Origin of the sequence: Microbacterium shimangi, assembly GCF_043556445.1 — a bacterium.
GTDB lineage: Bacteria > Actinomycetota > Actinomycetes > Actinomycetales > Microbacteriaceae > Microbacterium.
Map to the genome: position 1 here is coordinate 948,728 of NZ_JBIGII010000004.1, position 23,980 is coordinate 972,707.

Here is a 23,980-nt window from a genome sequence, read left to right on the forward strand (position 1 = left end):
CCGCAACCCGGAAGAATGAGGGCATGGCGCAGCATCCGGACGAAGAACTCCCGGCCTCCTTCGTTCTCCCACCCCTTCCGTCTGCACTCGGCGCGTGGTTCACGCTGATCGCCGACCTGCCGGGCGACTCCGCGCTCATCTTCGACGAGAGCGTGCTCGACAACCTCGGTGTGGTCGACGCCGAGACGGCGCGACGGGCGCTCATCGGGTACCGGTTCGTCTTCGAGAACGACGCATGGGTCGACACCGCCGAGCGGGGCGAATGGCACGAGAACTGGATCGTGCTCGATTCGATGGACGCGGATCCCCTCATCGCCGACATCTCGATGCCCGAGGTTCCGGTACTCCGCGACGAGCACGGGCGCGGCCGATGGGAGCCCCGGCCGGCCTCGCCGACCCTCGCGGAATTCGTCGCGGGGCTCGACCGCGTCGATGAACTGCCCAGCCGGCCGGCCTTCGACGCGACAGAAGTTTCATGGTCGGTGTGGGCCATCGACCTGGGCCCGTCGCCACTGAAGACCCTGGTGTCGCTCAAGAAGTGGCCGCTCTTCTCGAACCTGGAGCGCGACGAGCTGCTGCGGCTGCGCACCCACCTCCCCGCGCAACTGGCGAGCGGTCTCACCGAACCGCTCGCGAAGTCGTCGGTCGAATACGGCAGGCGCGCGGGTGCGGTCTTCGAGGCACGCACCTACCGACGAGGATCAAGTGGCGCGTTCGAGGGGGTCGACCTCGACGGGCTGTGGGCGACCTCGCGCGACCACGACGACTACGTCGAGCCGGCAGCATCCGATCAGCTCATCGCCTCGATCGAGGCAGAAATCGGGTTTCGGCTGCCCGACGCGTTCATCGAGCTGTCGCGCATCCGAAACGGCGGGCGTCTCGCGCGCGACGCCTATCCCACGACGACGCCGACCGGCTGGGCCCACGACCACGTCGCCGTCACCGGGCTCTACGCCATCGGACGCACGAGCCGGTATTCGCTCGCGGGCGAGCTCGGCGCGACCTTCATGCGCGAAGAGTGGGGCTACCCCGACTGGGGCATCGGTATCGCCGACACCCCGACGGCAGGCCACGAGCAGATCATGCTCGACTACCGCGCGTGCGGCCCGGACGGCGAACCCCGCGTCGTCTACGTCGACCAAGAAGACGACTACCGCGTGACCGAGCTCGCGCCCGATTTCGCGACGTTCGTGCGAGGGCTCGTCGACGAGGAAGAACTCGACGCCTCCGACCCCGAGGCCGAGAGGGTCGCCGCTTTCGAGACGCTCGAGACCGGCTCGCTCTCGCCGATCGTGGTGAGGGCTCTCGCCGCGTCGTCCGATCTGCCCTTCGGCGAACACGCGATCCGTCGGCTGGGTCGCGAACTCGTCGACGAGCACGGCTTCTTCACGGTGCGCGGCGACCGGAGTTCACGGATGCTGCTCGACACCATGCTGCTGCTCCTCTCGCGGATCGCCGCCGTCTCGGGAGTCGACGAACTGCTCGACCCGCCGGGCGAGACGTCGTACGAGAACCCGTCGCTGCCGCTGATGCTGTTCTTCGCGATCGTCGACGAGCCCTACACGTTCCGCACGGGGGGCTTCGCGCCCGGCTTCGTGCACGAGTGGTGGGGCGATCGGGTCTCGAGCGGCAGCATCCGATCCACCTCCGATGGGTGGCGCTTCACCGCCGAGGCCGAAACGCAGCTCGTCGCCGATCTGGAGCGGGCGGCGGCCCGCTAGTCGGCATACGGTCGCGATAGGCGCTCCGACGTACGCTGAGCGCATGGTGCAGCCGACTTCTGGGGCCGCGGGCCCGGTCACCCGGCGGCCTCGCTCACGCGGAATCTCGGTGCAGACGAAGCTCGCGCTCAGCTATGCGGGCTTCTTGATCGTCGGCGGAATCGCACTGTTGGCGGTCATGCTCTTCCTCCTGCGGTACGTGCCCAACGAGAACCTCTACCTGTCGACCGGCGAGTACGTGCCCAACCGCGACGACCTGATCGACGTCTTCGTGAAGTACGCATGGTGGGCGATGGCCGGCCTCATCGTCTTCGGGCTCGTCGGAGGCTGGATCCTCGCGGGCCTCGTACTTCGCCCGCTCGAGAGAATCGCGGATGCTGCGCGCCACGTCCGCGACGGACGCCTCGACGAGCGCGTCGACCTCCCCGGAAAGAGCAACGAACTCACCGACCTCGCCGACGCCCTCGACACGATGCTCGACCGGGTCGAGCACACGGTCGCCGAGGAGCGCCGTTTCGCCGCGAACGCCTCGCACGAGCTGCGCACCCCGCACGCGATCATCCGCACGATGGTCGAAGTCGCCCAGGCCGACCCGGCCGGCCGCGACATCGACGTGCTGCTGCAGCGCATCGGCACGACGAACGACCGCGCGATCGTGACGACCGAAGCGCTCCTGACGCTCGCGCGTCTCGGGCGCGGCAGCGCACTGGAAACGGAGACGATCGAACTCGCCGCCCTTGCCGCGGCCGCACTCGAGGATGTGCAGCCCGAGGCGGCGGCGCGCAGCATCCGGGGTCATGTCTCGCTTCCGCCCACCGAGGTGACCGGCAACCGTGCACTGCTCGGGCTGCTCGCCGCCAATCTGCTGCACAACGCCGTCGTGCACAACGTCGACGGGGGCTGGGTCGAGGTGAGCGTGAGCCCGTCGGGGCTCGTCGTCCGCAACAGCGGCGCGGTGCTCGACCCCGGCGTGGCGGCGACGCTGACCGAGCCGTTCGTCCGCGGGGCCGGGCGCACGCGCGCGGCCGGTGGACACGACGGCGCAGGACTCGGCCTCGCGATCGTCGCATCGATCGTGCGCGCGCACGGTGGCGCGCTGCACGTCGAGGCCCTCGCCGGGGGCGGGCTGGAGGTGCGAGTGGTCCTGCCGCGCTGAGCGCTCGGGGTGGCGCGCGGCAGGTTGCGGGGCGTTTCAGCGCGTTCTCCGCACTAACTCAGGCTGAATGCCGCGCGAGGCGTCGTTCGGGCCCGGAATTCTGCGCGAGTCGGCGGGACCGCGAAGATTCAGCCTGAGTTAGGCGCCAGCGGGCAGGCTCGCCAACGCCGGAACACCGGACGCCGGCGCCGCGCGGCGGACCGCGGGCTGTGCGGGCAGGACGGTTACTGAACGGTGGCAGTCAGCCGCGCCACGTTGTCGAGGATCTGCACCGGAGCCTTGCGCTTCAGCCACTCGTCGAGGGTGACCTCGCGTGAGCGCCGCCGGTAGTCGTCTTCGATCTGACGCAGGTCGTCGACGAACTCCCGGCCGTGCACGAGCAGAGAGACCTCGAAATTGAGGCTGAACGAGCGCATGTCCATGTTGCTCGATCCGATGACGGCGACCTGGTCGTCGATCGTGAAGTGCTTGGAGTGCAGCACGACCGGCTTCTCGTAGAGGAAGATGCGCACGCCCGACCGCAGCAGCGCCTCGTAGTACGAGCGCTGGGCGTGGTAGACGAGCAACTGATCCGCGACCTCGCACGCGAAGAGCTGCACGTCGACGCCGCGCTCGGCCGCCGTGGTGATGGCATAGAGCATCGAATCGTCCGGCACGAAGTAGGGGCTCGCGATGATGAGCTTCTTCTGCGCCGAGTACACGAGCGAGTTGAAGAGTTTGAGGTTGTTCTCTCCGTCGAATCCGGGGCCGCTGGGCACGACTTGGCATTCGAACGTCCCGGGGTCGCTGTGGTCGACGGTCAGCTCATCGACGTCCGAGACGTCGGGCAGCTCGTCGGTCTCGCTGTACCAGTCGGTGATGAAGAGGGCGTCGAGGCCGATCGCCGCCGGCCCCTGGAGGCGCACCATCAGGTCTTGCCACCGCAGCCCTCGCCGGATGTTGCCCCGCTTGTTGTAGCTGCTGTCGATCATGTTCTGCGATCCGGTGAACGCGATGTTGCCGTCGACGACGACGATCTTTCGGTGGTTGCGCAGGTCGGGACGCCGCCACATGCCCTTCGTGGGGTGGAAAGGCAGCATCTCTTCGAAGCGGATGCTGTTCTCACGCAGCCAACGGCGGGTGCGGCGACCCTCCGGGTTGGCGATGGTCGCCCAGTGGTCGAACAGCACCCGCACCTGCACTCCACGGTCGTGCGCACGCTTCAGCGCCTCGAAGAACTCGCCCGTCGTCTTGTCACGCGTCAGGATGTAGAACTCGACGTGCACGTAGCGGCGCGCGGCGTCGACGGCCTCGGTCATCGCGGCGATCGAACCTTCGTAGTCTGGCAGCAGGCGCGCCGCGTTCCCCTCGAGGAGCGGCATCGCACCCAGCGTCCGGTTCAGCTGGGCGACGGAGGCGAACCACGGCGGACGCGGGTCGTCGACCACCTCTTCGTCGATCCCCTTCGTGTGTTCGAGGATGAGGTCGTTGATCTCCCGCTGACGCCGACGCCGGTCGCGCGGGAGTTTGGAGCTGCCGAAGAACCCGAACAGGAGACTGCCCGGGATCGGTGCGACGAAGATCGCCATCAGCCATGCCATCGCCGATGTGGGGCGCCGGTTGCGGGGCACGGCGACCACGGCGAGCACGCGGATCACGATGTCGACCACGAGCACGACGGGCGACAGGGTCTTCACAAGGGCACGCCAGTTCACGTGCCGATCCTCCCACGCGGGTACGGCAGCGCGAGAACTGCGCGGGCGAGCGGGCGGCGGGGTGCGAGGCCTCCCGGGGCCCGCGCACCCGCACCAACTCAGGCTCGTTCATCCGCTCTTGCCGCGGAATCGGCTAATTGGCGGGGTTCCCGCACCGGGCGGGACCGAACGAGCCTGAGTTAGTGCGGACACGAGGCGGTAGGTCGAGCGCGCTCACCGAGCATGGCCGGCGAGCAGGCGTTTGACGGCCTCCAGGACGCGGGCCGGCTCGAACATGATCATGCTCGCGGTCGGTCGGAGGGTGGTGAATCCCCGCCCGGCCAGGAGCACGTCCCGGCGCCGGTCTCGCTCCTGACTCTCCCACCCGGTGTGGAACTCCTCGCTGTCGCACTCGATGACCAGCCACCCATCGACCAGGAGGTCGACGCGCCCGATCCCCTCGAACGGCACTTGCAGCTGCACGTCGCATCCGAGTCCGCGAAGCATGAGGCGCATGAGCGTCTCCGGTCCGGATTCGGCGCGGCCGTCGACCAGCGGCAGCAGCACCCCGTAGCGCGCCGGCAGGTTCCGGAAGACGTCTGCGAGCTGCCACACCTCCACAAGACCTTTGTGGAGCGCGCTGTCCAGCGTCGCGATGGCGGCGCGCGGCGCCTGGCAGAGCACGGCGTGCGCGAGCGCATCGGTGATGGCGATACACGCGAATTTTCCGGGCGGACTGTGGAGCGGCAGCCAATGAAGTCGAACGCCGCGCCTGCGTGCGGGTTCCAGCGGGCGGCGCCTGCTGTGGGGCGAGCGCATGCGGCTGGCTGTGCGTGGCAGATGCACGTGAAGGTGACGGTTGTGCAGCACGAAGACCGTCAGCAACGACAGGAGCGACAGGCAGGTGAGCCTTCCTCCGACCCGAACGGCACGAACGATCGCATCCGCGGTGTCGCCGCGGAGGTAGTGGTCACGACGCGCCCGGATCAACTCGCCCGAAGCAACGGCCGCATCGATCATCGCCCGGTCCATCCCGAGCTGGAAAAGGTCGGATCGGTGCTGGTATTCGACGGAGACCATCCCCCACGGTCTTCCCCCGCTCGGTCGAGAAAGGCGTGCAGCCGCCCGGCTGGGGACAAAACGAGCGGTTGGGCGCCTGGGGAGGAAGGATGCTTTGCACTATCTCAGGCTCGTTGGTCGGGCGCCCTGATCACCCCCGCATGATTCCGGTACTTCCGAAATCCTGCGCGCCATTCAGCCTGAGTTAGTGCGGAGGGCGGCGGGGGCTGGTCTGCGGCGGCGGGCTCTGGCGCTGTGCGGCAGCAATGGCCCATCTCCCCGCGGTGACGACGATGACACCGGCCGCGCCGCCCAGCGTGTTCCACAGCACGTCGTTCGGGTCGGGCACGCGGCCGGGGATCGACGCCTGCACGTACTCGACGGTCGCCGACAGCGCGAAGCCCGCGAAAATCGCGACCGGCCAGAAGCGCCGGGCCAGAAGCACGGCGATCGTGGCGCCGAGGGGCACGAACATGGCGGCATTCAGCATCCGCTCGGCGTCGCCGTAGGGAATGCCCGCGAGGAGCGGTGCGGTGACGGCATCCATCAGGCGCATGAAATGGCCGCGCGCCGGGGCGACGACGGAGCGCGGGGCGAGGGTGAGGAGGGCAACGGCCGCGACTGCCAGGAAAGCGGCGAGGAGTCGGATGCTACGAGTGGTCGTGGTTGTCATCGGTGGGCCTTCCGCCGCACCTCGGGTGGCCGGCACGTCTAGTTCACGTCGGCCGATGTTGCGGGAGCGTATGCACGGTGCCAACCGGACGTCGCCGCGGAAATATGAGAAACCTTTCATATTTTCGGTCGCGCCCATAGTCTCGGAAAGTTGATTGCATTCAGGGGGGAAGTTCGATGTCGAACATGCAACAGGGGTGGTTTGCGGATCCGACCAAAGCCGGACAGCTTCGGTGGTGGGACGGAAACATTTGGACCGAGCACGTGTCGCGTGAGGGGGTCACGCTGATCGACCCGCTGGCGGGTGACGCGCCGGCTATCGCGAAGCGGGTTCCGGTCTGGGCGTGGATCGGCATCGCTGTGGTGACGATCGTGGCGCTGTTCCTGTTCCGTCCGTTGCTGGCGCTCGTCGCCCTCGTGATCCTCGTGACCGCGATCGTCGGACTCACTCGGGGAACGCCGACCTGGCTGCGGCTGCGTACGCGGAACATCGCCATCGGTGCGATCGCCGCGTCAGCCGCCGTGCTGCTTGTGAGCGCCGGTGTCAGCGCGGCGGTGCCCGGCGCGTCCGACCAGGGGCTCGTTACCGAAGCAGTCAGCGGTCCGGAGAGCGCCTCGCCCATCGCGTCGCCGACGCGGTCTGCGACGCCGACGCCGACACAGACGCCGACACCGACACCGGTCGTGACGACCCGGGAAGAGGTCGTCCGAGAAGCGATCCCCTTCGAGCGGACGAACGCCGACGACCCGAACCGCCCGCGCGGTCAGAATGCGGTCACCACCGCTGGAATGGACGGGGAGCGCACGCTCACCTACACGGTGACGTTGACCGACGGCGTGGAGACCGGACGCGCGGTCGCCTCCGACGTCGTGTCGCGTCCACCCACCACCGAGGTCACCTCGGTCGGGGTCTACGATGCTCCGAAGCCCGCGGAGCCCGCACCCGCACCCCCGCAGTCGGGCGGCGGGTGCCACGGCAGTTATTCAGGCGCCTGCGTTCCCGTGGGCGTTTCTGATGTCGACTGCGCCAGCGGAAAGGGCGACGGTCCGGAGTACGTCGGCGGACCGATTCGTGTCGTCGGTCCGGACGTTTACGACCTCGACGGGAACGACAACGACGGCATCGCCTGCGAGTAGCCCGCGCACCGGGCATCCCGGGGTCACGGGACACGGTCGTCGACATTGCTGAACTCGATGCCGACGGTTTGATCGAGCGGCTGCACATCGTCTACGACACCGCACCCATCCGGCCCGCGTTCGACCGGCAGCACGGCGGATCGGAGCAGCGCGCCTCGTAACGGTTCCGCTCGTCAGGCGGCGTCTTCGTCGTGCCGTTCGCGATGTGCGAGGACGTCGTCCATGTTCGTCTCGGCCCAGCCCTTCAGGGTGCGGAGCGTGCGGTGCAGCGAGAGGCCGAGGTCGGTGAGCTCGTAAGAGACGGTGACGGGCACGGTCGGCACCACGGTGCGGGTGATGAGTCCGTCGCGCTCGAGCGAGCGCAGCGTCTGCGTGAGCATCTTCTGGCTGACTCCCGCCAGCATTCGGGCCAGTTCTGCGGAGCGAAGCGGATGCGGCGTGGGTTCCGCCGCCGCCACGCCCGACTCCGACGGTGTCTCACAGGCGCTGTCGGGTGATGTCGTCCATCGGCCGCTGAGCGCGCAGAGAACCTGGGGCACCCATTTGTCGGAGACGCGCTCGAAGAGTCGGCGACTTCGGGACTCGGCCAGGAACGCGTCGTAGCTCGCCTTCGCCGCGGCCTTCTTCTGCGCCGCCGTCGCTGTCGTCATCGCCCCGGTTCGCCTTCTTTCGCATCAGGTGGGCACCTTGAAGTGCCGTCTTCCGGGCGGAGAGGCCCCCCTCAATACTGGAGCACGGCGGCGCCTCCAGGCTCCTGCCGCCGACGATCAGAAGGACGCGCAACCATGACCACGCACTCTCCCCGCCTCCCCGGAGGAACGTGGACCCTCGGCGACCTGACCGTCACGCGGTTCGGATACGGCGCCATGCAGCTCGCCGGTCCGTGGGTCATGGGCCCACCCGCCGACCACGACGGAGCGATCGCCGTTCTTCGTGAGGCGATCGAGCTCGGCATCACCCACATCGACACCAGCGAGGCCTACGGCCCGCACGTCACAAATCAACTCATCCGAGAGTCGCTGCACCCCTACCCGGACTCGCTGCACATCGTCACCAAGGTCGGTGCGACGCGCGACGATCAGGGCGGGTGGCCGACGGCGCGCCACCCCGACGAACTGCGCCGGCAGATCGACGAGAACCTCGCGACACTCGGGCTCGACTCTCTGGGTCTCGTGAACCTCCGGCTCGGAAACGCGGAAGGGCCGCAAGAAGGCTCCCTCGCCGAGTCTTTCGAGTCGCTGGTCGACCTGCAACGCCAAGGACTGATCCGCCACCTCGGGGTGAGCAACGCGACGGCTGCGCAGGTCGCGGAGGCACGCGGCATCGCCCCCATCGTGAGCGTGCAGAACATGTACAACCTCGCGCACCGCTCCGACGACGACCTGATCGACGAGCTCGCCCGCGACGGCGTGGCGTACGTGCCGTTCTTTCCGCTGGGCGGCTTCAGCCCCCTGCAGTCGTCGGCGTTGTCGTCCGTCGCATCCCGCCTCGGGACGACCCCTATGGCGGTGGCGCTCGCATGGCTGCTCGAGCGTTCACCGAACATCCTGCTGATCCCGGGCACGTCGTCGGTGGCCCACCTGCGCGAGAACGTCGCCGGAGCGAGTGTCGCGCTCACGAGCGCCGACCTCGCCGAACTCGACGCGATCGGGCGCCGGTGACACTCCACCGGGCTACGGTTCGAGCATGACCCTCAGAGAGAACTGGACGCCGCGGGCGTTCGTCTACCTCGGCCTCGCGATCGTCGGACTCGTCTGGACGCTCGTACTCAACGCGTGGACCGTCATCGCGGGCCGCAACTACTTCGACGACCTGTTCGGCAGCGGACCCGCTGTCTCGTCGATCGGCGTCGACCTCCTGGTCGTCGCTGTTGCCGGGGTCGTGCTGATCTTCGCCGAAGCGCGTCGACTCGGCATGAAACGCGCCTGGCTCTACGTCGTCTTGTCGGCCGTGACAGCGTTCGCCTTCACGTTCCCGCTCTTCCTCGCGATGCGCGAGCGCAAGCTGGCCGCGACGCGCCGATAGTGTCCACCGCCGGACGCGCGACCCGTCTGTCGGACTCGGCCCAGGAATCACCGAGCCCACCCGCCGGTTGCACCGGAACAAGCCGAACGACGGCCCCACCCACCCCGACGATGGAGACGCGATGAGCAAGCGCTGGACCGATGTTCGCCCCTATTTCGAGCACGACACCGTCGTGCACGTGGCTACCCTCATGCCCGACGGTGCTCCCCACGCGGTTCCGGTGTGGGTGGGGGTCGAAGGTGACCAGCTCACGATGTTCGCGATGGCGAACTCGCGGAAAGACATCAACCTTCAGGCAGACCCCCGGATCGCCCTCTCCGTGACCAATCCCGACGAGCCGCTCGACATGGCGTTCGTCCGCGGTCGCGTCACGCGCCGCCTCGAGGGTGACGAGGCACTGCCGATCGTCGACCGCATCTCCCAGAAGTACACGGGCGCCGCTTACGACATCCGCTCGGGCCTGGCCGCATTCGTCATCGAGCCCGAAGTGAGCTGGACCCGCGATCACTCGTCCGACTGAAGCGGCGGGCTACCGTGGTCAGACGTCGGCTGACCCGGTGCGCTCGTCGGTGACGACATCGCGGTCGGCGTAGGGCCCGGTTCCCTCGGGGGCGACGAACACCTCGTCGGGGTCGGGTGCGCCCGGTTCATCGGGCGCGCCCTCGGGCGCGGGTGCAAGGTCTTCGAGTTCGCCACCGATGACCTTCTCGAGGTCGGCCTGCGTGGTGTCCGGGTCGCCGGAACGAGGGATGCTGCCGTTGTCGCTCATAGAGGATCCTTTCGACTGCTCTCAGCATCGCGGTCGCGATCGCGGCGCGCAGACGGCTCGACAGACGGGCCGCTCTGTGCCAACGGTGTCAGTCGGTCCGACCGAGGAAGTCCATCCCCGCCGCGCGGAACGCCCGCGCGCCGGGCGCGTTCACGTGGTTGCGGCCCTCGATCTCGAAGAACTCGCCGCGCGGTGCGTACCCCGCCAGCTGCCGCGACTGCTCGAGGATCGGGTCTTCGCCGCCCGTCGCGAACAGCACCGGCTGCGCGGGCGGTGAGGCAGGATCGGGGTCGCCGCCGTTCACCGTCATCCCCTCGGCGATCGCGATGAGAGCTCGCAGGTCGTTGCCCGGCACGCGCTGCGCGAGCCCGACGTAGCGCTGCGTCGCCGCATCCTGCACCGGAGTGCCGTGATCGATGAACGCGCGCGCCTGCGGCACGTCGAGGCGTCGCAGCGGGCGGCCATCGGGAATGCCGCCGAGCACCGCACGCTCGACGTGGTGGGGGTAGGTGACCGCGAGCTCCCAGCCCACTCGAGCACCCAGCGAGTAGCCCACGTACTGCACGGAGTCGAGCAGGTAGGTGTCGAGCACCGTCAACAGGTCGGCCACGAGAGTCGGCATCGCGTAGGCGGCTGAATCGTGGGGCTTGTCGCTCGCACCGTGTCCGCGCTGATCGACCGCCAGCACGCGGAACCCGGCAGCCTGAAGGTCGCGCACCCACCCGGTGTTCACCCAGTTGTCGCGCGCGCTCGAGCCGAACCCGTGCACGGCGAGCACCGCCGGCGTGGCGGCCGCCGCGTCTCCCCACAGATAGGTCGCGAGTCGCAGCCCGTCGCCGCTCATCACGAACTGGGGATCGGGCATCTCGGTCAGTGCGCGGGGGGTCTGGGACACGCATCCATTCTTCCGCATGCGTCACGGCGGCGCACAGCCGACGCAACCCGTTGAGGTTCGCCCGCCACTGTGTTCGGCTGGGAGAACTACTCCGGAGGTGGCAATGCGCGATACCGCGAGCGGGCCCTACGTCGTGACTCTCGTCGTCGACATGCCCGTGACGAAGCTCGATGCGCTCGACGTCATCGCGTTCGCCGCCGACTCTCGTGTCGACAACGCCGGAACCGCCTACCCCCGCGTGGGCCTCGCGCCGAACGTGTGGGCAGAGGTTCAGATCCCGCGGTTCGCCGACCCGCCGCCGCTCGCGATCGACGTGTGCTCCGACGCGTCGCTGGAGGTCGCGATCGTGCAGGCGCAACGGCTGGATGCCGCACTCACGCGCATCGGGTGGACGGTGCGGCTCCCCCGACCCGATGAAACGGGCTGAGCGGGCTCAGTACCAGTTCGTCGACTGCGAGTGACCCCACGCGCTGCACGGCGATCCGTACGCGGCGGAGATGTACTGCAGGCCCCACGCGACCTGGGTCGCGGCGTTCGTCTGCCAATCGGAGCCGACACTCGCCATCTTGCTTCCCGGCAGCGCCTGCGGAATGCCGGTCGCGCCGCTCGAGGCGTTGTAGGCCTTGTAGTTCCAGCCCGACTCCTTCTGCCAGAGCGACACGAGACACGAGAACTGATCGCCGCCCCACCCGTAGCGCTCTGCCGCCATCGCTCGGGCGGTGCTCTGCGCGCCCGCCGGCGTGTTGGCCGCAGCCTGCGCCTCGGCGGCGGCTTGTGCTGCCTGCGCCGCTGCCTCCGCGTCGCGCTGCGCTTGTGCGGCGGCCTCGGCCGCGGCATCTTCGGCCGCCTTCTGGGCGCGTGCGGCGTCGAGTTCGCCGCGCAACACGGAGACCTGGGCGTCGACGGTCGCTGCCTGGGTCTCGGCATCGTCGGCGAGCTCGGGGAAGAGCAGCACCGGAACGGTGTTCGTCTTCGCGAGGCTCGAGATCGACGCACGCAGATCGGTGGTGTCGACCGTCGGGGTGGCGATCCGCTCGGCGAGACCGGATTCGGCGATGGTCGTCATGACGGTCGTCGCCTCGGTCTGGGCCTCGCGGGCATCGTCGAGCGCGGTCTGCGCCTCGCTCGTGCTGATCGTGAGGTCATCGATCGCGGGTGTTTCGGCGACGATCGGCGCAACGGCGGCGATCTCGCGCACCAGAGACGCGGATGCTGCCACCGGGCCCGAAAGCGGACTCGCCGCGGCGGTCGCGGCGGTCGCCACGATGCTCAGGGCGACGCCCGCGCAGGCAGCGGCGGCGAGGAAAGTGATGCGCGTGCGCGCGGGTTTGGTGTGAGTGGGCATGACGAAGAGGGTCCTTCGGTTGGTGGGCGCCGAAACGGCGCTTCGCGTCCTCGGGTGAGACACAAGTGAGCGAGTTTGCCTCACCGCGCCTGGACGGATCCTCAGCGGTTGCTGGCAGAACCGTGAGAGCGCGCGCGATGAAAGGCCCGGTCAGGGGCATCCATGGGCTGGTCGGTCACCCCGTCGAAGCGGTGCGATCGGGCCGCGCGTCTAGTGCTGGTGCGCCACCTGCTGCGCGAGAGGAACCGTGCCCGACACCACGACATCGCCCGTGTGCGCAGTGCTGACGGTCTCGATCAGGACGATCTCGACCTCGTCATCGGCGACCGGGTTGTGGCGAACCCCACGCGGCACCGTGAAGAACTCACCGGCGTCGAGGTGAACGTCGTCCTGCCCCTCCAGCTCGATCCGGAGGTGGCCCGAGACGACGAGGAACATCTCGTCTTCGTGCTCATGCGCGTGCCACACCAGTTCACCGCGGAGCTTCGCGACCTTCACGTACTGATCGTTCACCCGCCCGATCACGCGCGGCGTCCAGTGCTCCGTCACCTGCGCGAGCTCGGCGGCGATGGCCGTCTTTCCTTCGCTCATTCGTCAGCCTCTCGCCGATTGCCGCGCCACTCAGGGACGCTGCGCGCGGTAGTAAGCGAGGAGCGCTCGGGTCGACTCATCCTGCGCTTCGAGCGCCGCTTCGTCGCCCTCAATCGCCGGAGCGATCTGCAGCGCGAGCTGCTTGCCGAGCTCGACGCCCCACTGGTCGAAGGAGTTGATGCCCCAGATCGTGCCCTGGGTGAAGGTGATGTGCTCGTACAGAGCGATCAGCTGGCCCAGCACCGACGGCGTCAGCGACGGGGCGAAGATCGACGTCGTCGGCCGGTTGCCGGGGAACGTCCGCGCCGCGACCAGAGCACCGGTCGTCCCCTCGGCTTCGACCTCTTCGGCCGTCTTGCCGAAAGCAAGCGCCTTCGTCTGTGCCAAGAAGTTCGCCAGGAACAGCCCGTGCACGTCGCGGCCGCCGTCTTCGAGCGGGTAGGCCGGGTTCGCGAACGCGATGAAGTCGGCCGGGATCAAGCGCGTGCCCTGGTGGATGAGCTGGTAGAACGCGTGCTGGCCGTTCGTCCCGGGCTCGCCCCAGAAGATCTCGCCGGTGTCGGTGACGACGGGTGTGCCGTCCCAGCGGACCGACTTGCCGTTGGACTCCATCGTGAGCTGCTGCAGGTAGGCCGCGAAACGGTGCAACTGCTGGGCGTACGGCAGCACGGCGTGCGACTGCGCCCCGAGGAAGTTGTTGTACCAGACGTTCAGCAGGCCCATGAGAACCGGCACGTTGCGCTCGAGCGGGGTCGTCGCGACGTGCTCGTCGACAAGGTGGAAGCCGGCGAGCAGCTCACGGAAGTTGTCGGGGCCGAGCGTGATCGCGAGGGAGAGCCCGATCGCCGAGTCGACCGAGTAGCGGCCCCCCACCCAGTCCCAGAAACCGAAGGCGTTCGCCGGGTCGATGCCGAAGGCCGCGACCTTGTCGAGCGCGGTCGAGACGGCGACGAAGTGGTGGGCGACAGCATCCGTTCGCGATTCTTCCGACCCGTTGATCGCGCCGGTTTCGGTCAGCCCCGACCACAGCCACTCGCGGCCGAGACGGGCGTTGGTGAGCGTCTCGAGCGTGGTGAACGTCTTCGACGCGACGATGAACAGCGTGGTCTCGGGGTCGAGGTCGGCGGTGTTCTGCGCGACGTCGGTCGGGTCGATGTTCGACACGAACCGCGCCTCGATGCCGGCGTCGGCGTAGGGCTTCAATGCTTCGTACACCATGACGGGCCCGAGGTCGGAGCCGCCGATGCCGATGTTGACGACGTGGGTGACCTTCTTGCCGGTGACGCCCCGCCACTCCCCCGAACGCACGCGCTCGGCGAACGCCGAAAGGTTGTCGAGCACCTCGTGCACGTCGGCGTCGATTCGCTGGCCGTCGACGACGAGTTCGGGAGTCGCTCCGCCCGGACGACGAAGTGCGGTGTGGAGAACCGCGCGGTCTTCGCTCGTGTTGAGGTGCTCGCCCGCGAGCATCGCGGCGTAACGCTCGGCGACGCCGGTCTCTTCGGCGAGCTGCACCAGCGACGCGAGGATCTCGTCGGTGACCAAGTTCTTCGACAGGTCGACGTGCAGATCGCCCACCGTGTGGGTCAGGCGTTCGACTCGGCCCTGGTCGTTCGCGAACCAGCCTCGCAAGTCGGGCGAGAAGGTGTCGCGGGCCGCGAGCAGCCGGCTCCAGGCGGACGTGGACGTGGGATCGACGGGTGCACTCACACCTCCACGCTAGCCACGAACGGAGCTTCGCGCGGGGACTTGACGAGACACGCCGCCCTGATGGTCGCGCGGAGCCTATCGGGGTGCGGCGAGCTCGTACGCAACGCATACGGTGGTCACATGCGCCGCACACCGATACTCGCCACAGTCGCCCTCGCTCTCGTCCTCGCCGGATGCTCGAGCCCCGCTGCCCCCGAGGCCGAACAGACCGAGATGTCGTCGCCCAGCGCGACCGCGACGACGACGACGCCCACCGCGGCCGGCGACGTCCAGCAGGGCGACGGTTACAGCTACACAGCCCCCGAAGGCTGGGGAATCCCGGAAGGCCAGGAGAAGCCCGCCGGCGTCGACACGATCGCGGCCGACCTCGAAGACACCGACGGATTCGCCGACAACGTCAACGTCGTGCTCAGCCCCTCGGGCGAGGTGACGACCGAGCAGGTCGAGACCCTCGGCGTGCAGGAGCTCGAAGGCGGCGGCGCCACCGGAGTCGAGGTTCTCGACCGGGTCGAGATCGCCGGCGTCGAATCGTCGCACCTGACCGCACTGCTGTCGTCGGAGGGAACCGAGTACCGCATCGAGCAGTACTACCCCACCAACGCCGGTCAGACGTACGTCGTGACGTTCACCTTCAACGACACCGTCGATGAGGCCGACCGCGATGCCCTCGCGCAGTCGGTGCTGGCCACGTGGGAATGGGCCTGACCCTCCCCGCATAATCCAGAAGAACCCGGCAGCCGTTTCGCTGCCGGGTTCTTCTTTTTTCACTCGAAGTTCGAGGGGATCCCGCACGATGAGGATGGCTCGCGGGCGAAGCATCCTCGATCCTCGGGATCCCCTCATCGTTCGCGGCCCGAGCAGATCGAACCAGGTCAGCGGGCCGCGACCTTCGGCTTCTCTTCGCGCACCGTTTTGCGACGCTTCACGGTGTGCCGCGTGTGCTGGAAGATGCTCACGCCCACGGTGATCGCGAGGGCGATATAGAGAACTACCGTGATCGGCGACGACACGAGGATCGACGGGTCGCCCTCCGACACCGCCAGGGCTCGACGCAGCTGCGTCTCGGCGAGCGGCCCGAGGATCGCCGCGATCAGAACGGGGGCGAGCGGCAACGCGAAGCGGCGCATGATCAGCCCGACGACACCGATGCCCAGGGCCATCCAGAGGTCGATCGTGCGCGACGCGATCGCATAGATGCCGAGCATCGCGATGACCGAGATGCCGGCGTACAGGTAGTGGCGCGGGATCAGGAGAAGCTTCGCCCAGACAGCGGCGAAGGGCAGGTTGATGATGAGCAGGATGATCAGCCCGAGGAAAAGGCTGGCCAGCAACGGCCAGACGAGGTCGCCGCTGCGCTCGAAGAGCAACGGGCCGGGCTGCATGCCGTACTGCTGGAACGCGGCGATCATCATCGCGGCCGTGGCCGAGGTCGGGATGCCGAGCCCGAGCAGGGCGCCCATCGCGGAGCCCGCGGTCGCGTTGCCCGCGGCTTCGGGGCCTGCGACGCCCTGGATCGCGCCGCGCGTGCCGAAGTCGGGGTCGTTGCGACGCTTGGCGAGGCGCTTCTCGGTGCCGTAGGCGAGGAACGTCGGCACTTCGGCGCCGCCGACCGGAATCGCCCCGAAGGGGATGCCGAACGCGGTGCCGCGCAGGAACGCGGGCAGAGCCTGGCGCCACTCCCGCGCGCTGAGCATCGGAGAGCCCTTCGGGGCGACGACCGCACCGGGCCCTCCCGACCGACGGATGTAGGAGCCCACGTGCAGCACCTCGCCGAGGGCGAGGAGTCCGACGGTGATCACGATGATCGAGATGCCGTCGAAGAGCACCGGGCTGCCCGCGGTGAACCGCTCGGTGCCCGTCATGCCGTCGATACCGACGAGGGCGAGCGCGAAGCCCAGACCGAGGGAGACGAGACCGCGGACGATCGAGTCGGCCACGACCGCTGAGATCGCGACGAACGCGAAGACGGCGAGGGCGAAGTACTCGGCGGGCCCGAAGATCGTCGCCAGCTGCACGATCGCCGGGGCGAAGAAGACGACGAGGACGCACGCGATCGTGCCGCCGATGAATGCACCGATCGCCGAGGTGCCGAGCGCTTTGGCGGCGCGCCCGTCTTTGGCCATCCGATGGCCCTCGAAGGTCGTGGCGATCGCCGAGGAGTTACCCGGGGTGTTCAGCAGGATCCCCGACGTCGAGTCGCCGAACAGTCCGCCGAAGTAGATCGAGGCGAACATGATGAATGCGCCGGTCGGGTCGAGGCTGAACGTGACCGGCAAGAGCAAGGCGACGGCCATCGCCGAGCCGAGACCCGGCAGCACGCCGACGGCGGTGCCGAGCACGGCGCCGATGACGAGGAAGAGCAGGTTCTGCGGCGTGAAGGCGACCGCGAACCCCTCCATGAGGTGCATGAGCTGGTCCATCAGAGAATCCCCCCGAGAAATCCGGCGGGAAGCGACAGGCCGAGGCCCGCACCGAACGCCAACTGCACGACCGACGAGATGATGACGGCGACCGCGATGTCCATCAGCGGCCGCTTGCTGCCGAACGCCCACGCGATCGTCCAGAAGAGCGCCGCGGCCGAGATCAGCCAGCCCACGAAGGGCAGGATCACGATAAAGCCCGCGAACGCGGCGATGGTGATCGCGACCGTCTTGTGGTCGGATCCGGATGCTGCGCTCCCCGCAGCATCCGTCGACACCGCGGGATAGTCCTCGGGCGAAACGACGCGGATCTCGCTCGTGTCGTCGAGGCTGCCGAGGTCGCGGAGCATCTCGTCGGAGATCTCGGTCGGGTCATCGCCGACGTGCTGGCGCTGCGGCGAACGCAGCACCTCGATCGCGAGGGCGACACCGACGGCGTAGAGGAAGACGACGACGAGCGTCGGGAAGAACTGCGGCCCGGGGAAGGCGGCACCGGCCGGCACCTGCATCGTGACCGTGCCGACCAGCATCCAGGTCGCGAGGATCAGAACCCCCGCGACGACGAACAGCTCGCTGCGTCCGGTGAACCAGCGGGGCATGCGCTGGACGCGCAGAGCCCCCGTCGTGAGCGGTGCGGATTCGTTGGTGGTCATAGCCCCAGCTCCTCGACGATCTGTTCGGTGCGCAGTGTCTCTTCGGCGATGAAGGCGCCGAATTCGTCGCCGGTCATGAAGCTGTCGACCCATCCGTTGCGGTCGAGCACCTCGGCCCAGGCGTCGGTGTCGCGCAGCTCGGTCGCCATGGCGATGAGTTCTTCGCGGGTCGCGTCATCGATGCCGGGTGGGGCGATGAAGCCACGCCAGTTCGACATCGTCACGTCGAGTCCTTCTTCGCGGAAGGTGGGGAGGTCGATTCCCTCGACCGGTTCGGGCGCCGACGTGCCGAGCGCCCGCATGCTGCCCGACTCGATCTGGTCGCGGAACTCGTTGTAGCCCGAGAGGCCGGCCGCGGCCGTGTGCGAGAGCACCGAGGTCACGACCTCACCGCCGCCGGGGTAGGCGAGGTAGTTGACCGAAGCGGGGTCGGCGCCGACGGCCTGCGCCAGGAGTCCGGCGAGCAGGTGGTCGATGCCGCCGAGCGATCCGCCGGCGATCGCGGTGCCGCCCGGGTCGGCGGCGAGCGCCTGCGCGAAGTCGTCGAGCGTCTGGAAGGGCGAATCTGCGGGTACCACGAGCACGTTGAAGTCGTCGGCGAGGCGCGCGATGGGCACGACGTCTTCGAGGGTCACCTGCGAGTTGTTGATGATGATCCCGCCGACCATGACGCCGCCGGTGACCATGATGAGGTCGTGGCGGTCGCCCATCTCGGCGACCTGACCGAGGCCGATGGTGCCAGAGGCGCCCGGCACGTTGACGACCTGCACCCCTCCGGCGATACCCTCGGCCCGCATGACCTGCTGGCCCTCGCGGGCGAAGGCGTCCCAACCGCCACCCGGGGCGGCGGGAGCAACGAGCGTGATCTTCGTTCGCGGGCTGACGGCTCCGCCGCCGGTGGCACTGGCGTGCACGGCCGCGGCTACGAACAGGGCGCCGGCCAGGACTCCCACGATCGATCCGGTGATGCGTCGACGCATCTTCACCTCCTGCGCCTGCTCCGTCGTTGCTGCAGGTCGCCCGAGTAGAGTGGCACCGCGCGAACGACGCATCGCCTCCGCGAGGAGTTGCGCTCATTGATGCTCACGCCGCGGAGGAGTCGCTGATGACCTCGAACACGCCGGTGCCGACCACGAAGACCCGGATGCTGCTGATCCTGGTGATGCAGTGCATCGTGGTTCTCGCGTGCGTCGCCGTCACGACTCTGGTCGCCCTCGCCGTGCAGGAACGCAGCATCCGTCTCGCCACGACCGACCGCGTGCTCGATGTCTCGCGGAGCCTCGCCGATCTCGAGCAGGTGCGCGCCGCCGTGCAGGACGACACCCCGGCGGCGATGCGCGAACTGCAGCCGCTCGCCGACATCCTGCAGGAGGCCTCGGGCGTGGACTACGTCGTGATCACCGATGCCGCCGGCATGCGGCTCACCCACCCGACCCTCGACCAGCGGGGTCTGCCGGTGTCGACGGATGCGTCGGCGGTGCTCGCGGGCGAGACGTTCGTCGGCACCGAGACCGGCACCCTCGGCCCGACCCTGCGCGCAAAGGTGCCCGTCTACGACGGCGACGACGTCGTGGGCACCGCCTCGGTCGGCATCCTCGAGAGCCGCATCGCGGGCGACCTCGATGCCGCGGTGGGCGGCCTCCTCCCCTGGGTGCTGGGGTCGGTGGTGATCGGATGCTTCGTCAGCGCGCTTCTGACCGGCGCGCTGCGTCGCAGCATCCGCCGCCTCGAAGAACGCGCCCGCGACGCCGAGACCCAGCGGCAGATCGCCGAGGCGCTGCGCGACCAGACGCACGAGTTCCGCACGCGCCTGCATGTAGTCCGCGGGCTCGTGGCCGAGGGCGAATCGGGCGCAGCGCTCGAGTACGTCGACCGACTGGTTCCGCCCACGACGGCGACCGACGCGGCGGCCGCCGTCGGCGACCCCGCCCTGCGCGCGCTGCTCGACTCGTACGCGGCCGAGTTCGGCGGGCGCGGCGGGCGTCTCGAGATCGACCCGCTGACCACGGTCGGGCCGGGGATGCTCGACGACGCCGACCTGCTCGTGATCGCCAATCTCTGCCGCAACGCGGTCGAGGCGGGCGGAGCCATCGTGCGCGTGCTGGTGGTCGCCGACACCACCGACGTGCACATCGACGTGGTCGACGACGGCCCAGGCATCGCCCCCGACCTCGTCGACCGCATCTTCGAGCGGGGTGTCTCGTCGAAGGGCGGCCCCGACTCCCGCGGCGTCGGGCTCGACATCGTGCGCCGCGAGGTCGCCGGCCGGGGAGGCACGATCACCGTCGGCCGATCGCCGTGGGGCGGGGCGCGGTTCACGGTAGAGATGCCGATCGCCGCCCGGGGGTTCGTATGGTGACGGCCGACAGCATCCGCACCCTGCTCGTCGACGACGACCCCGCCGTGCTGCGACTGCACACCGCGTACCTGCGCGACGTGCCCGGTTTCGACCTCGTCGCGGCGGTGCGCACGGGAGCCGACGGCGCGCGGTTGGCGGCAGACTCGAGCGTCGACCTCGTGCTGCTCGACATGAACCTGCCCGACTTCAGCGGCATCGAGGTGCTTCATCGCCTGCGCCTGGTGCGCGAGTGGGGCGTCGACGTCATGGTGATCAGTTCGGCCCGCGACGGGTTCACGGTGCGCCAGGCCCTCGCCGCGCACGTCGTCGGCTACCTCGTGAAGCCGTTCACGAAAGAGGCGTTCGTCGCTCGACTGACCGAGTACCGCCGCGAGCGCGGCGCGCGCATCGCCGAAACACCCGTGGGCCTCGCACAGGGCGAGATCGACCGACTGGTCGGGCCGCGTCAGGGCCCCTCGGCGCCCGCCATGCCGGACGCGCTGCCGAAAGGGCTTGCCGCCTCGACGCTGCAGACCATCGTCGCCGCGCTGCACCCCATCACGCCGGTCACCGCCCAGGCCGTGGCCGAGGCGTCCGGCGCTTCGCGCGCCACCGTGCGCCGCTACCTCGGCTACCTCACCGACACCGGTCACGTCGCCGTGTCGCACCGGTTCGGCGCGCGCGGGCGCCCCGAGGTGCTCTACCGCCGGGTGGGTTGACCCCCCGCCGCGGTCTCCCCGCTGCGGTGCGCCAGGAGCCCCGGCGCTCCGCTGTCACGAACGGTGAGTCGGGGTCGCCATCTGCGACAGGGGAACATCCACCCCCGGCGCTCCCCTGTCACGAATGGCCGGTCGAGGTCGCCATCTGCGACAGGGGAAGAATCGATGCCACGCGAAATATCGGCGCGGCGGCGGCGGTTGCAGCGGGTATGCAGACAGCGCCGATCGAGTTCACCCTGTTCTCGTCGTCGTTCTGCGGCGCCTGCCGTCAGACGCGGTCAGTGCTCGAGCGCGTGCAGCAGCTCGTCCCGAACGTCGTCGTCACGGAACACGACGTGGCGTTCGTGCCCGACCTGGCCGAGGCGAACCGCATCGATGCGACGCCGACGGTGATTCTGCGCACCGCGGCGGGCGCCGAGGTTCTGCGCGCGGCGGGCGTGCCCCAGCTCGACCAGGTGCTGGTCGCGGTCGCTCGGGCGCTCGACGCCTGAGCCCGCGAACAACCCCTGCAATGCGGTCTCGCGGGGTCCGTGTAGGCCGCTGAGGGGGCGGAAGCTCCGATATCGCCGGAGTTGTGCCCGGCGAGTCACTCGGCCGCGGCCTCGCGACGCGACCGCATCTGCGCGAGCGGACGCGCCAGGCGGTGGTTGCCCGCGAGGCGGTCTTCGTGCTCGTCGAGGAAGCGCCAGTAGGCGTCGGTGAACGCCGACTCCTTGGCCTCACGGCCCGACGACCACCACGAACCCATGCGCTGCAGGTAGGCACCGCCCGAGATGTAGGGCTTCGTTCCGACGAGACCCCCGTCGGCGTATTGGCTCATGCCCATGACGTTCGGCACCATGACCCACTCGTAGGCGTCGACGAAGAGCGCCGAGAACCACCGCGTGACCTCGCGCGGCTCGTACCCCTGCAGCAGGAACCAATTGCCGAGCACCATGAGCCGCTCGATGTGATGCGCGTAGCCCCAGCGGTGCACGCGCGCGAGCACGGCGCGAACGGGCTCCGGCAGATCGTCTGGCACGTCTTCGTTCGTGTACCACCAGCCCTCGAGCTTGCGTTCCTGTCCGAGGAAGTTCGTGCGCTCCAGCACCGGGTGCACCCGGTACATCCCCCGCATGTATTCGCGCCAGCCGATGACCTGGCGCAGGAACCCCTCGATCGATGCCAGCGGCACGTCGTCGGCGGCGGCGAGCGCCGCATCCACCACCTCTTGCACCGTGATCAGCCCGATGTTCAGCAGCGGCGAGATCAGCGAGTGGAACAGGAACGGCTCGTCGTGCGCCATCGCGTCTTCGTACCGGCCGAAGTCGTGCAGTCGCTCGTCGACGAAGGTCGTGAGCCAGTCGCGTGCGACCTCGGGGGTGACGGGCAGCCAGAACTCCGACGCGTCACCCGGGTGCCCGGCGAAGCGCTCCGCCACCTCGGCGATCGTGCGCTCGGTGATCGCGTCACGGGCGACGACCGGCAATGCCGGAATCGCAAGCCCGCCCTTCGGCAGCGGCTGGCGGTTATCGGCATCGAAGTTCCAGCGCTTGCCGGCCGGTTTGTCTCCGTCCATGAGGACGCCGGTGCGCCGGCGCTGCCAGCGGTAGAAGTCCTCCATGAGCGGCGTTTGATGCTCACCGAACCACCCGTCGACCAGCTCTGCCGGGGTCAGGAACAGCGCGTCGGGATACACCCGGGTCGGCACGCCGAGCTTCGCGCAGAGACGATCGAGGCGCTCGTCGACCCCCCGGTCGGTCGCGCTCATCCACGCGAGCCCTTCGGCACCGGTCTCTTCGACAAGCCTCGAGATTCCCTCGGCGAAGCCCAGCCCCTCGGACAGCTCGACGCGGTGCACCTCTCGGCCCTCGGCTTCGAGGCGCGCGGCCGCCTGCCGCATGGCCGCGAGGACCAGCACGATCTTGTGCTGGTGGTACGGCATCCGCTCGAAGCGTGCGGCCGACTCCACGAAGAAGAACGCGTCGATGTCGGGATCGTCGAACGACGGATGCTGCGCGAACACCTGGGTGCCGAGGATCAGGGCTGCCCTCACGCGCTGCGCCTTTCGCGGGCGGCCGCGGCGCGGCATCCGCGGGAGCAGTACTTCACTTCGTCCCACTGCTCACGGCCGCTCCACCGCTTGCGGTCGCTGAACGGACGACCGCAGTGAGCGCAGGGCTTCGACTGCCGCGGGGTGGCGGGCATGGGGCCTAGAGCCCGACCATCTCGGCGCTTTCATCCCAGAGCCGCTTCGCGATCAACGGATCGGCAGCGACCGGGCTGGTGCGAGAGGGCTTGTTGTTGGAGTAGAACTCGCCGGGCTCCCAGTCGACACCCGGCTTTCCCAGTGCGAGCCACGTCAGCCGCGCGCCGCCGACCTCGGTCGAGGTCAGCAGACGGCTCGCGAGCGGGTTCGTGTATATGAAGCGCCACGGACCGGTGGATGCTGCCGCGAACCCGCTGGCGATGGCGCCGGGGTGGAACGCCACCGCGCTCACTCCGTCGTCGCCGAATCTGCGGTTGAGCTCCTTCGTGAACAGGACGTTGGCGAGCTTGCCGTTGCCGTACGCCGTGGTCGCCGAGAAACGGTTCTCACCCTGGAGGTCGTCGATGTCGAACCGCGCGAAGCCGCGGGCGGCGAAGCTCGACGTCTGCACGATCGACGCTTGGCTCTCGATCAGCCGGTCGAGGAGCAGGTTGGTGAGGAGGAAGCCGCCCAGGTGGTTCACCTGGAAGGTCAACTCGTAGCCGTCGCCCGTCACGGTGCGCTCGCCGAAGACGCCGCCGGCGTTGTTCGCGAGCACGTCGATGCGCGGGTACGTCTCGAGGAGCACCGCGGCGAGGTCGCGCACCTGCGAAAGGTCGCTGTAATCGGCGACGTGCGAGGGCACGCCCAACTGCCGAGCGACACGGGCGGTCTTCTCGGGGTTGCGGCCGACGACGACGACCTGCTCGCCCGCCTCGTGCAGCTGGCGCGCCGAGGCTGCGCCGATGCCGTCGCTTGCTCCGGTGATGACGATGGTGCGCGACACGGTGTCCTCCTGGGTATCGGGTTCGGCCAGCGTAGACGCGCAGGCTTGGCGGCAGCCGGGGGTTGCGCGCCGAGCGGATTGCT

26 protein-coding genes and 1 pseudogene are annotated in these 23,980 nt (G+C 69.0%); 12 read left to right on the forward strand and 15 right to left on the reverse strand.

The features are described from left to right. Positions 1-23: 23 nt before the first annotated feature. Together ACFXQA_RS11495 and ACFXQA_RS11500 are read left to right on the forward strand one after the other, a co-directional pair. On the forward strand, positions 24-1,721 hold the full coding sequence (locus tag ACFXQA_RS11495; protein WP_394519968.1) for an SMI1/KNR4 family protein: 1,698 nt from the start codon (positions 24-26) through the stop codon (positions 1,719-1,721). A 43-nt stretch (positions 1,722-1,764) separates the two neighbouring features. Next, positions 1,765-2,877, forward strand: a complete 1,113-nt coding sequence (locus ACFXQA_RS11500) for a sensor histidine kinase (protein ID WP_394519969.1) — start codon at positions 1,765-1,767, stop codon at positions 2,875-2,877. 224 nt (positions 2,878-3,101) lie between these two features. Here the strand turns inward: ACFXQA_RS11500 and cls are convergent, their stop codons facing one another. From cls to ACFXQA_RS11515, 3 genes are all read right to left on the reverse strand, one after another. After that, positions 3,102-4,571 (reverse strand): cardiolipin synthase, encoded by a 1,470-nt coding sequence (cls, locus tag ACFXQA_RS11505; RefSeq protein ID WP_394519970.1) that lies wholly within the window; start codon positions 4,569-4,571, stop codon positions 3,102-3,104. Between the two features lie 213 nt (positions 4,572-4,784). Further along, a complete protein-coding gene (locus ACFXQA_RS11510) occupies positions 4,785-5,630 on the reverse strand; it encodes an endonuclease domain-containing protein (RefSeq protein WP_394519971.1) in 846 nt (281 codons plus the stop codon). A 184-nt stretch (positions 5,631-5,814) separates the two neighbouring features. Beyond that, positions 5,815-6,282: a VanZ family protein gene (locus ACFXQA_RS11515; RefSeq protein WP_394519972.1), complete on the reverse strand. Its 468-nt coding sequence runs from the start codon at positions 6,280-6,282 to the stop codon at positions 5,815-5,817. A gap of 185 nt (positions 6,283-6,467) precedes the next feature. Here ACFXQA_RS11515 and ACFXQA_RS11520 point away from each other — a divergent pair. Further along, positions 6,468-6,545, forward strand: a pseudogene (locus ACFXQA_RS11520) (DUF2510 domain-containing protein); the annotation flags it as partial. After that, positions 6,546-7,418 carry a G5 domain-containing protein gene (locus tag ACFXQA_RS11525; RefSeq protein ID WP_394520229.1) on the forward strand — a complete coding sequence of 291 codons (873 nt, stop codon included), beginning with the start codon at positions 6,546-6,548 and terminating at the stop codon, positions 7,416-7,418. Positions 7,419-7,591: 173 nt separating this feature from the next. Here the strand turns inward: ACFXQA_RS11525 and ACFXQA_RS11530 are convergent, their stop codons facing one another. Beyond that, positions 7,592-8,068 carry a winged helix-turn-helix transcriptional regulator gene (locus ACFXQA_RS11530; protein ID WP_394519973.1) on the reverse strand — a complete coding sequence of 159 codons (477 nt, stop codon included), beginning with the start codon at positions 8,066-8,068 and terminating at the stop codon, positions 7,592-7,594. Positions 8,069-8,203: 135 nt separating this feature from the next. Between ACFXQA_RS11530 and ACFXQA_RS11535 the strand changes: the two genes are divergently transcribed. The 3 genes from ACFXQA_RS11535 to ACFXQA_RS11545 all read left to right on the forward strand — a co-directional run bounded on the left by ACFXQA_RS11535 (position 8,204) and on the right by ACFXQA_RS11545 (position 9,963). Then, the gene (locus ACFXQA_RS11535; protein ID WP_394519974.1) at positions 8,204-9,079 is read left to right on the forward strand and encodes an aldo/keto reductase family oxidoreductase; all 876 of its coding nucleotides are present in this window, start codon (positions 8,204-8,206) and stop codon (positions 9,077-9,079) included. Between the two features lie 25 nt (positions 9,080-9,104). Then, complete coding sequence (locus ACFXQA_RS11540) at positions 9,105-9,443, forward strand: DUF2834 domain-containing protein (protein WP_394519975.1); 339 nt, start codon at positions 9,105-9,107, stop codon at positions 9,441-9,443. 121 nt (positions 9,444-9,564) lie between these two features. Beyond that, on the forward strand, positions 9,565-9,963 hold the full coding sequence (locus ACFXQA_RS11545; RefSeq protein WP_394519976.1) for a TIGR03618 family F420-dependent PPOX class oxidoreductase: 399 nt from the start codon (positions 9,565-9,567) through the stop codon (positions 9,961-9,963). Between the two features lie 18 nt (positions 9,964-9,981). Here the strand turns inward: ACFXQA_RS11545 and ACFXQA_RS11550 are convergent, their stop codons facing one another. Together ACFXQA_RS11550 and ACFXQA_RS11555 are read right to left on the reverse strand one after the other, a co-directional pair. Further along, entirely contained in the window at positions 9,982-10,212 is a 231-nt protein-coding gene (locus ACFXQA_RS11550; protein WP_394519978.1) for a hypothetical protein, read from the reverse strand. An 88-nt stretch (positions 10,213-10,300) separates the two neighbouring features. Beyond that, entirely contained in the window at positions 10,301-11,077 is a 777-nt protein-coding gene (locus ACFXQA_RS11555) for an alpha/beta fold hydrolase (RefSeq protein ID WP_394520230.1), read from the reverse strand. Between the two features lie 133 nt (positions 11,078-11,210). Here ACFXQA_RS11555 and ACFXQA_RS11560 point away from each other — a divergent pair, with 133 nt between their 5' ends. After that, complete coding sequence (locus tag ACFXQA_RS11560) at positions 11,211-11,534, forward strand: hypothetical protein (protein ID WP_394519979.1); 324 nt, start codon at positions 11,211-11,213, stop codon at positions 11,532-11,534. A gap of 6 nt (positions 11,535-11,540) precedes the next feature. Here the strand turns inward: ACFXQA_RS11560 and ACFXQA_RS11565 are convergent, their stop codons facing one another. The 3 genes from ACFXQA_RS11565 to pgi form a co-directional block, all read right to left on the reverse strand. Further along, complete coding sequence (locus tag ACFXQA_RS11565) at positions 11,541-12,452, reverse strand: aggregation-promoting factor C-terminal-like domain-containing protein (protein ID WP_394519980.1); 912 nt, start codon at positions 12,450-12,452, stop codon at positions 11,541-11,543. 210 nt (positions 12,453-12,662) lie between these two features. After that, positions 12,663-13,043, reverse strand: coding sequence for a cupin domain-containing protein (locus ACFXQA_RS11570; protein ID WP_394519981.1), 381 nt, complete (start codon positions 13,041-13,043; stop codon positions 12,663-12,665). A gap of 30 nt (positions 13,044-13,073) precedes the next feature. Further along, positions 13,074-14,753: a glucose-6-phosphate isomerase gene (pgi, locus tag ACFXQA_RS11575; protein WP_394519982.1), complete on the reverse strand. Its 1,680-nt coding sequence runs from the start codon at positions 14,751-14,753 to the stop codon at positions 13,074-13,076. 120 nt (positions 14,754-14,873) lie between these two features. Here pgi and ACFXQA_RS11580 point away from each other — a divergent pair, with 120 nt between their 5' ends. Next, positions 14,874-15,458 carry a hypothetical protein gene (locus ACFXQA_RS11580; RefSeq protein WP_394519983.1) on the forward strand — a complete coding sequence of 195 codons (585 nt, stop codon included), beginning with the start codon at positions 14,874-14,876 and terminating at the stop codon, positions 15,456-15,458. Between the two features lie 167 nt (positions 15,459-15,625). On the opposite strand, the gene ACFXQA_RS11585 is transcribed toward ACFXQA_RS11580, so the two are convergent. Genes ACFXQA_RS11585 through ACFXQA_RS11595 form a run of 3 tightly spaced genes read right to left on the reverse strand, consistent with a single transcriptional unit; the run spans position 15,626 to position 18,806 of the window. After that, on the reverse strand, positions 15,626-17,173 hold the full coding sequence (locus ACFXQA_RS11585; RefSeq protein WP_394519984.1) for a tripartite tricarboxylate transporter permease: 1,548 nt from the start codon (positions 17,171-17,173) through the stop codon (positions 15,626-15,628). Further along, entirely contained in the window at positions 17,173-17,826 is a 654-nt protein-coding gene (locus tag ACFXQA_RS11590) for a tripartite tricarboxylate transporter TctB family protein (RefSeq protein ID WP_394519985.1), read from the reverse strand. The genes ACFXQA_RS11585 and ACFXQA_RS11590 overlap by 1 nt, the downstream gene beginning before the upstream one ends. Next, entirely contained in the window at positions 17,823-18,806 is a 984-nt protein-coding gene (locus ACFXQA_RS11595; protein WP_394519986.1) for a Bug family tripartite tricarboxylate transporter substrate binding protein, read from the reverse strand. Before ACFXQA_RS11595 ends, ACFXQA_RS11590 begins: the two co-directional genes overlap by 4 nt. Before the next feature lie 125 nt (positions 18,807-18,931). Between ACFXQA_RS11595 and ACFXQA_RS11600 the strand changes: the two genes are divergently transcribed. The 3 genes from ACFXQA_RS11600 to ACFXQA_RS11610 all read left to right on the forward strand — a co-directional run bounded on the left by ACFXQA_RS11600 (position 18,932) and on the right by ACFXQA_RS11610 (position 21,374). Continuing rightward, a complete protein-coding gene (locus ACFXQA_RS11600; protein ID WP_394519987.1) occupies positions 18,932-20,185 on the forward strand; it encodes a sensor histidine kinase in 1,254 nt (417 codons plus the stop codon). Then, a complete protein-coding gene (locus ACFXQA_RS11605) occupies positions 20,179-20,883 on the forward strand; it encodes a response regulator (protein WP_394519988.1) in 705 nt (234 codons plus the stop codon). The genes ACFXQA_RS11600 and ACFXQA_RS11605 overlap by 7 nt, the downstream gene beginning before the upstream one ends. Before the next feature lie 209 nt (positions 20,884-21,092). After that, complete coding sequence (locus tag ACFXQA_RS11610; RefSeq protein WP_394519989.1) at positions 21,093-21,374, forward strand: thioredoxin family protein; 282 nt, start codon at positions 21,093-21,095, stop codon at positions 21,372-21,374. Positions 21,375-21,469: 95 nt separating this feature from the next. Here ACFXQA_RS11610 and ACFXQA_RS11615 read toward each other — a convergent pair whose 3' ends face one another. Genes ACFXQA_RS11615 through ACFXQA_RS11625 form a run of 3 tightly spaced genes read right to left on the reverse strand, consistent with a single transcriptional unit; the run spans position 21,470 to position 23,897 of the window. Next, positions 21,470-22,918 (reverse strand): cryptochrome/photolyase family protein, encoded by a 1,449-nt coding sequence (locus tag ACFXQA_RS11615; protein ID WP_394519990.1) that lies wholly within the window; start codon positions 22,916-22,918, stop codon positions 21,470-21,472. After that, positions 22,915-23,070, reverse strand: a complete 156-nt coding sequence (locus ACFXQA_RS11620; RefSeq protein WP_394519991.1) for a DUF2256 domain-containing protein — start codon at positions 23,068-23,070, stop codon at positions 22,915-22,917. The genes ACFXQA_RS11615 and ACFXQA_RS11620 overlap by 4 nt, the downstream gene beginning before the upstream one ends. A 5-nt stretch (positions 23,071-23,075) precedes the next feature. After that, positions 23,076-23,897 carry an SDR family NAD(P)-dependent oxidoreductase gene (locus ACFXQA_RS11625; protein WP_394519992.1) on the reverse strand — a complete coding sequence of 274 codons (822 nt, stop codon included), beginning with the start codon at positions 23,895-23,897 and terminating at the stop codon, positions 23,076-23,078. Positions 23,898-23,980 lie beyond the last annotated feature (83 nt).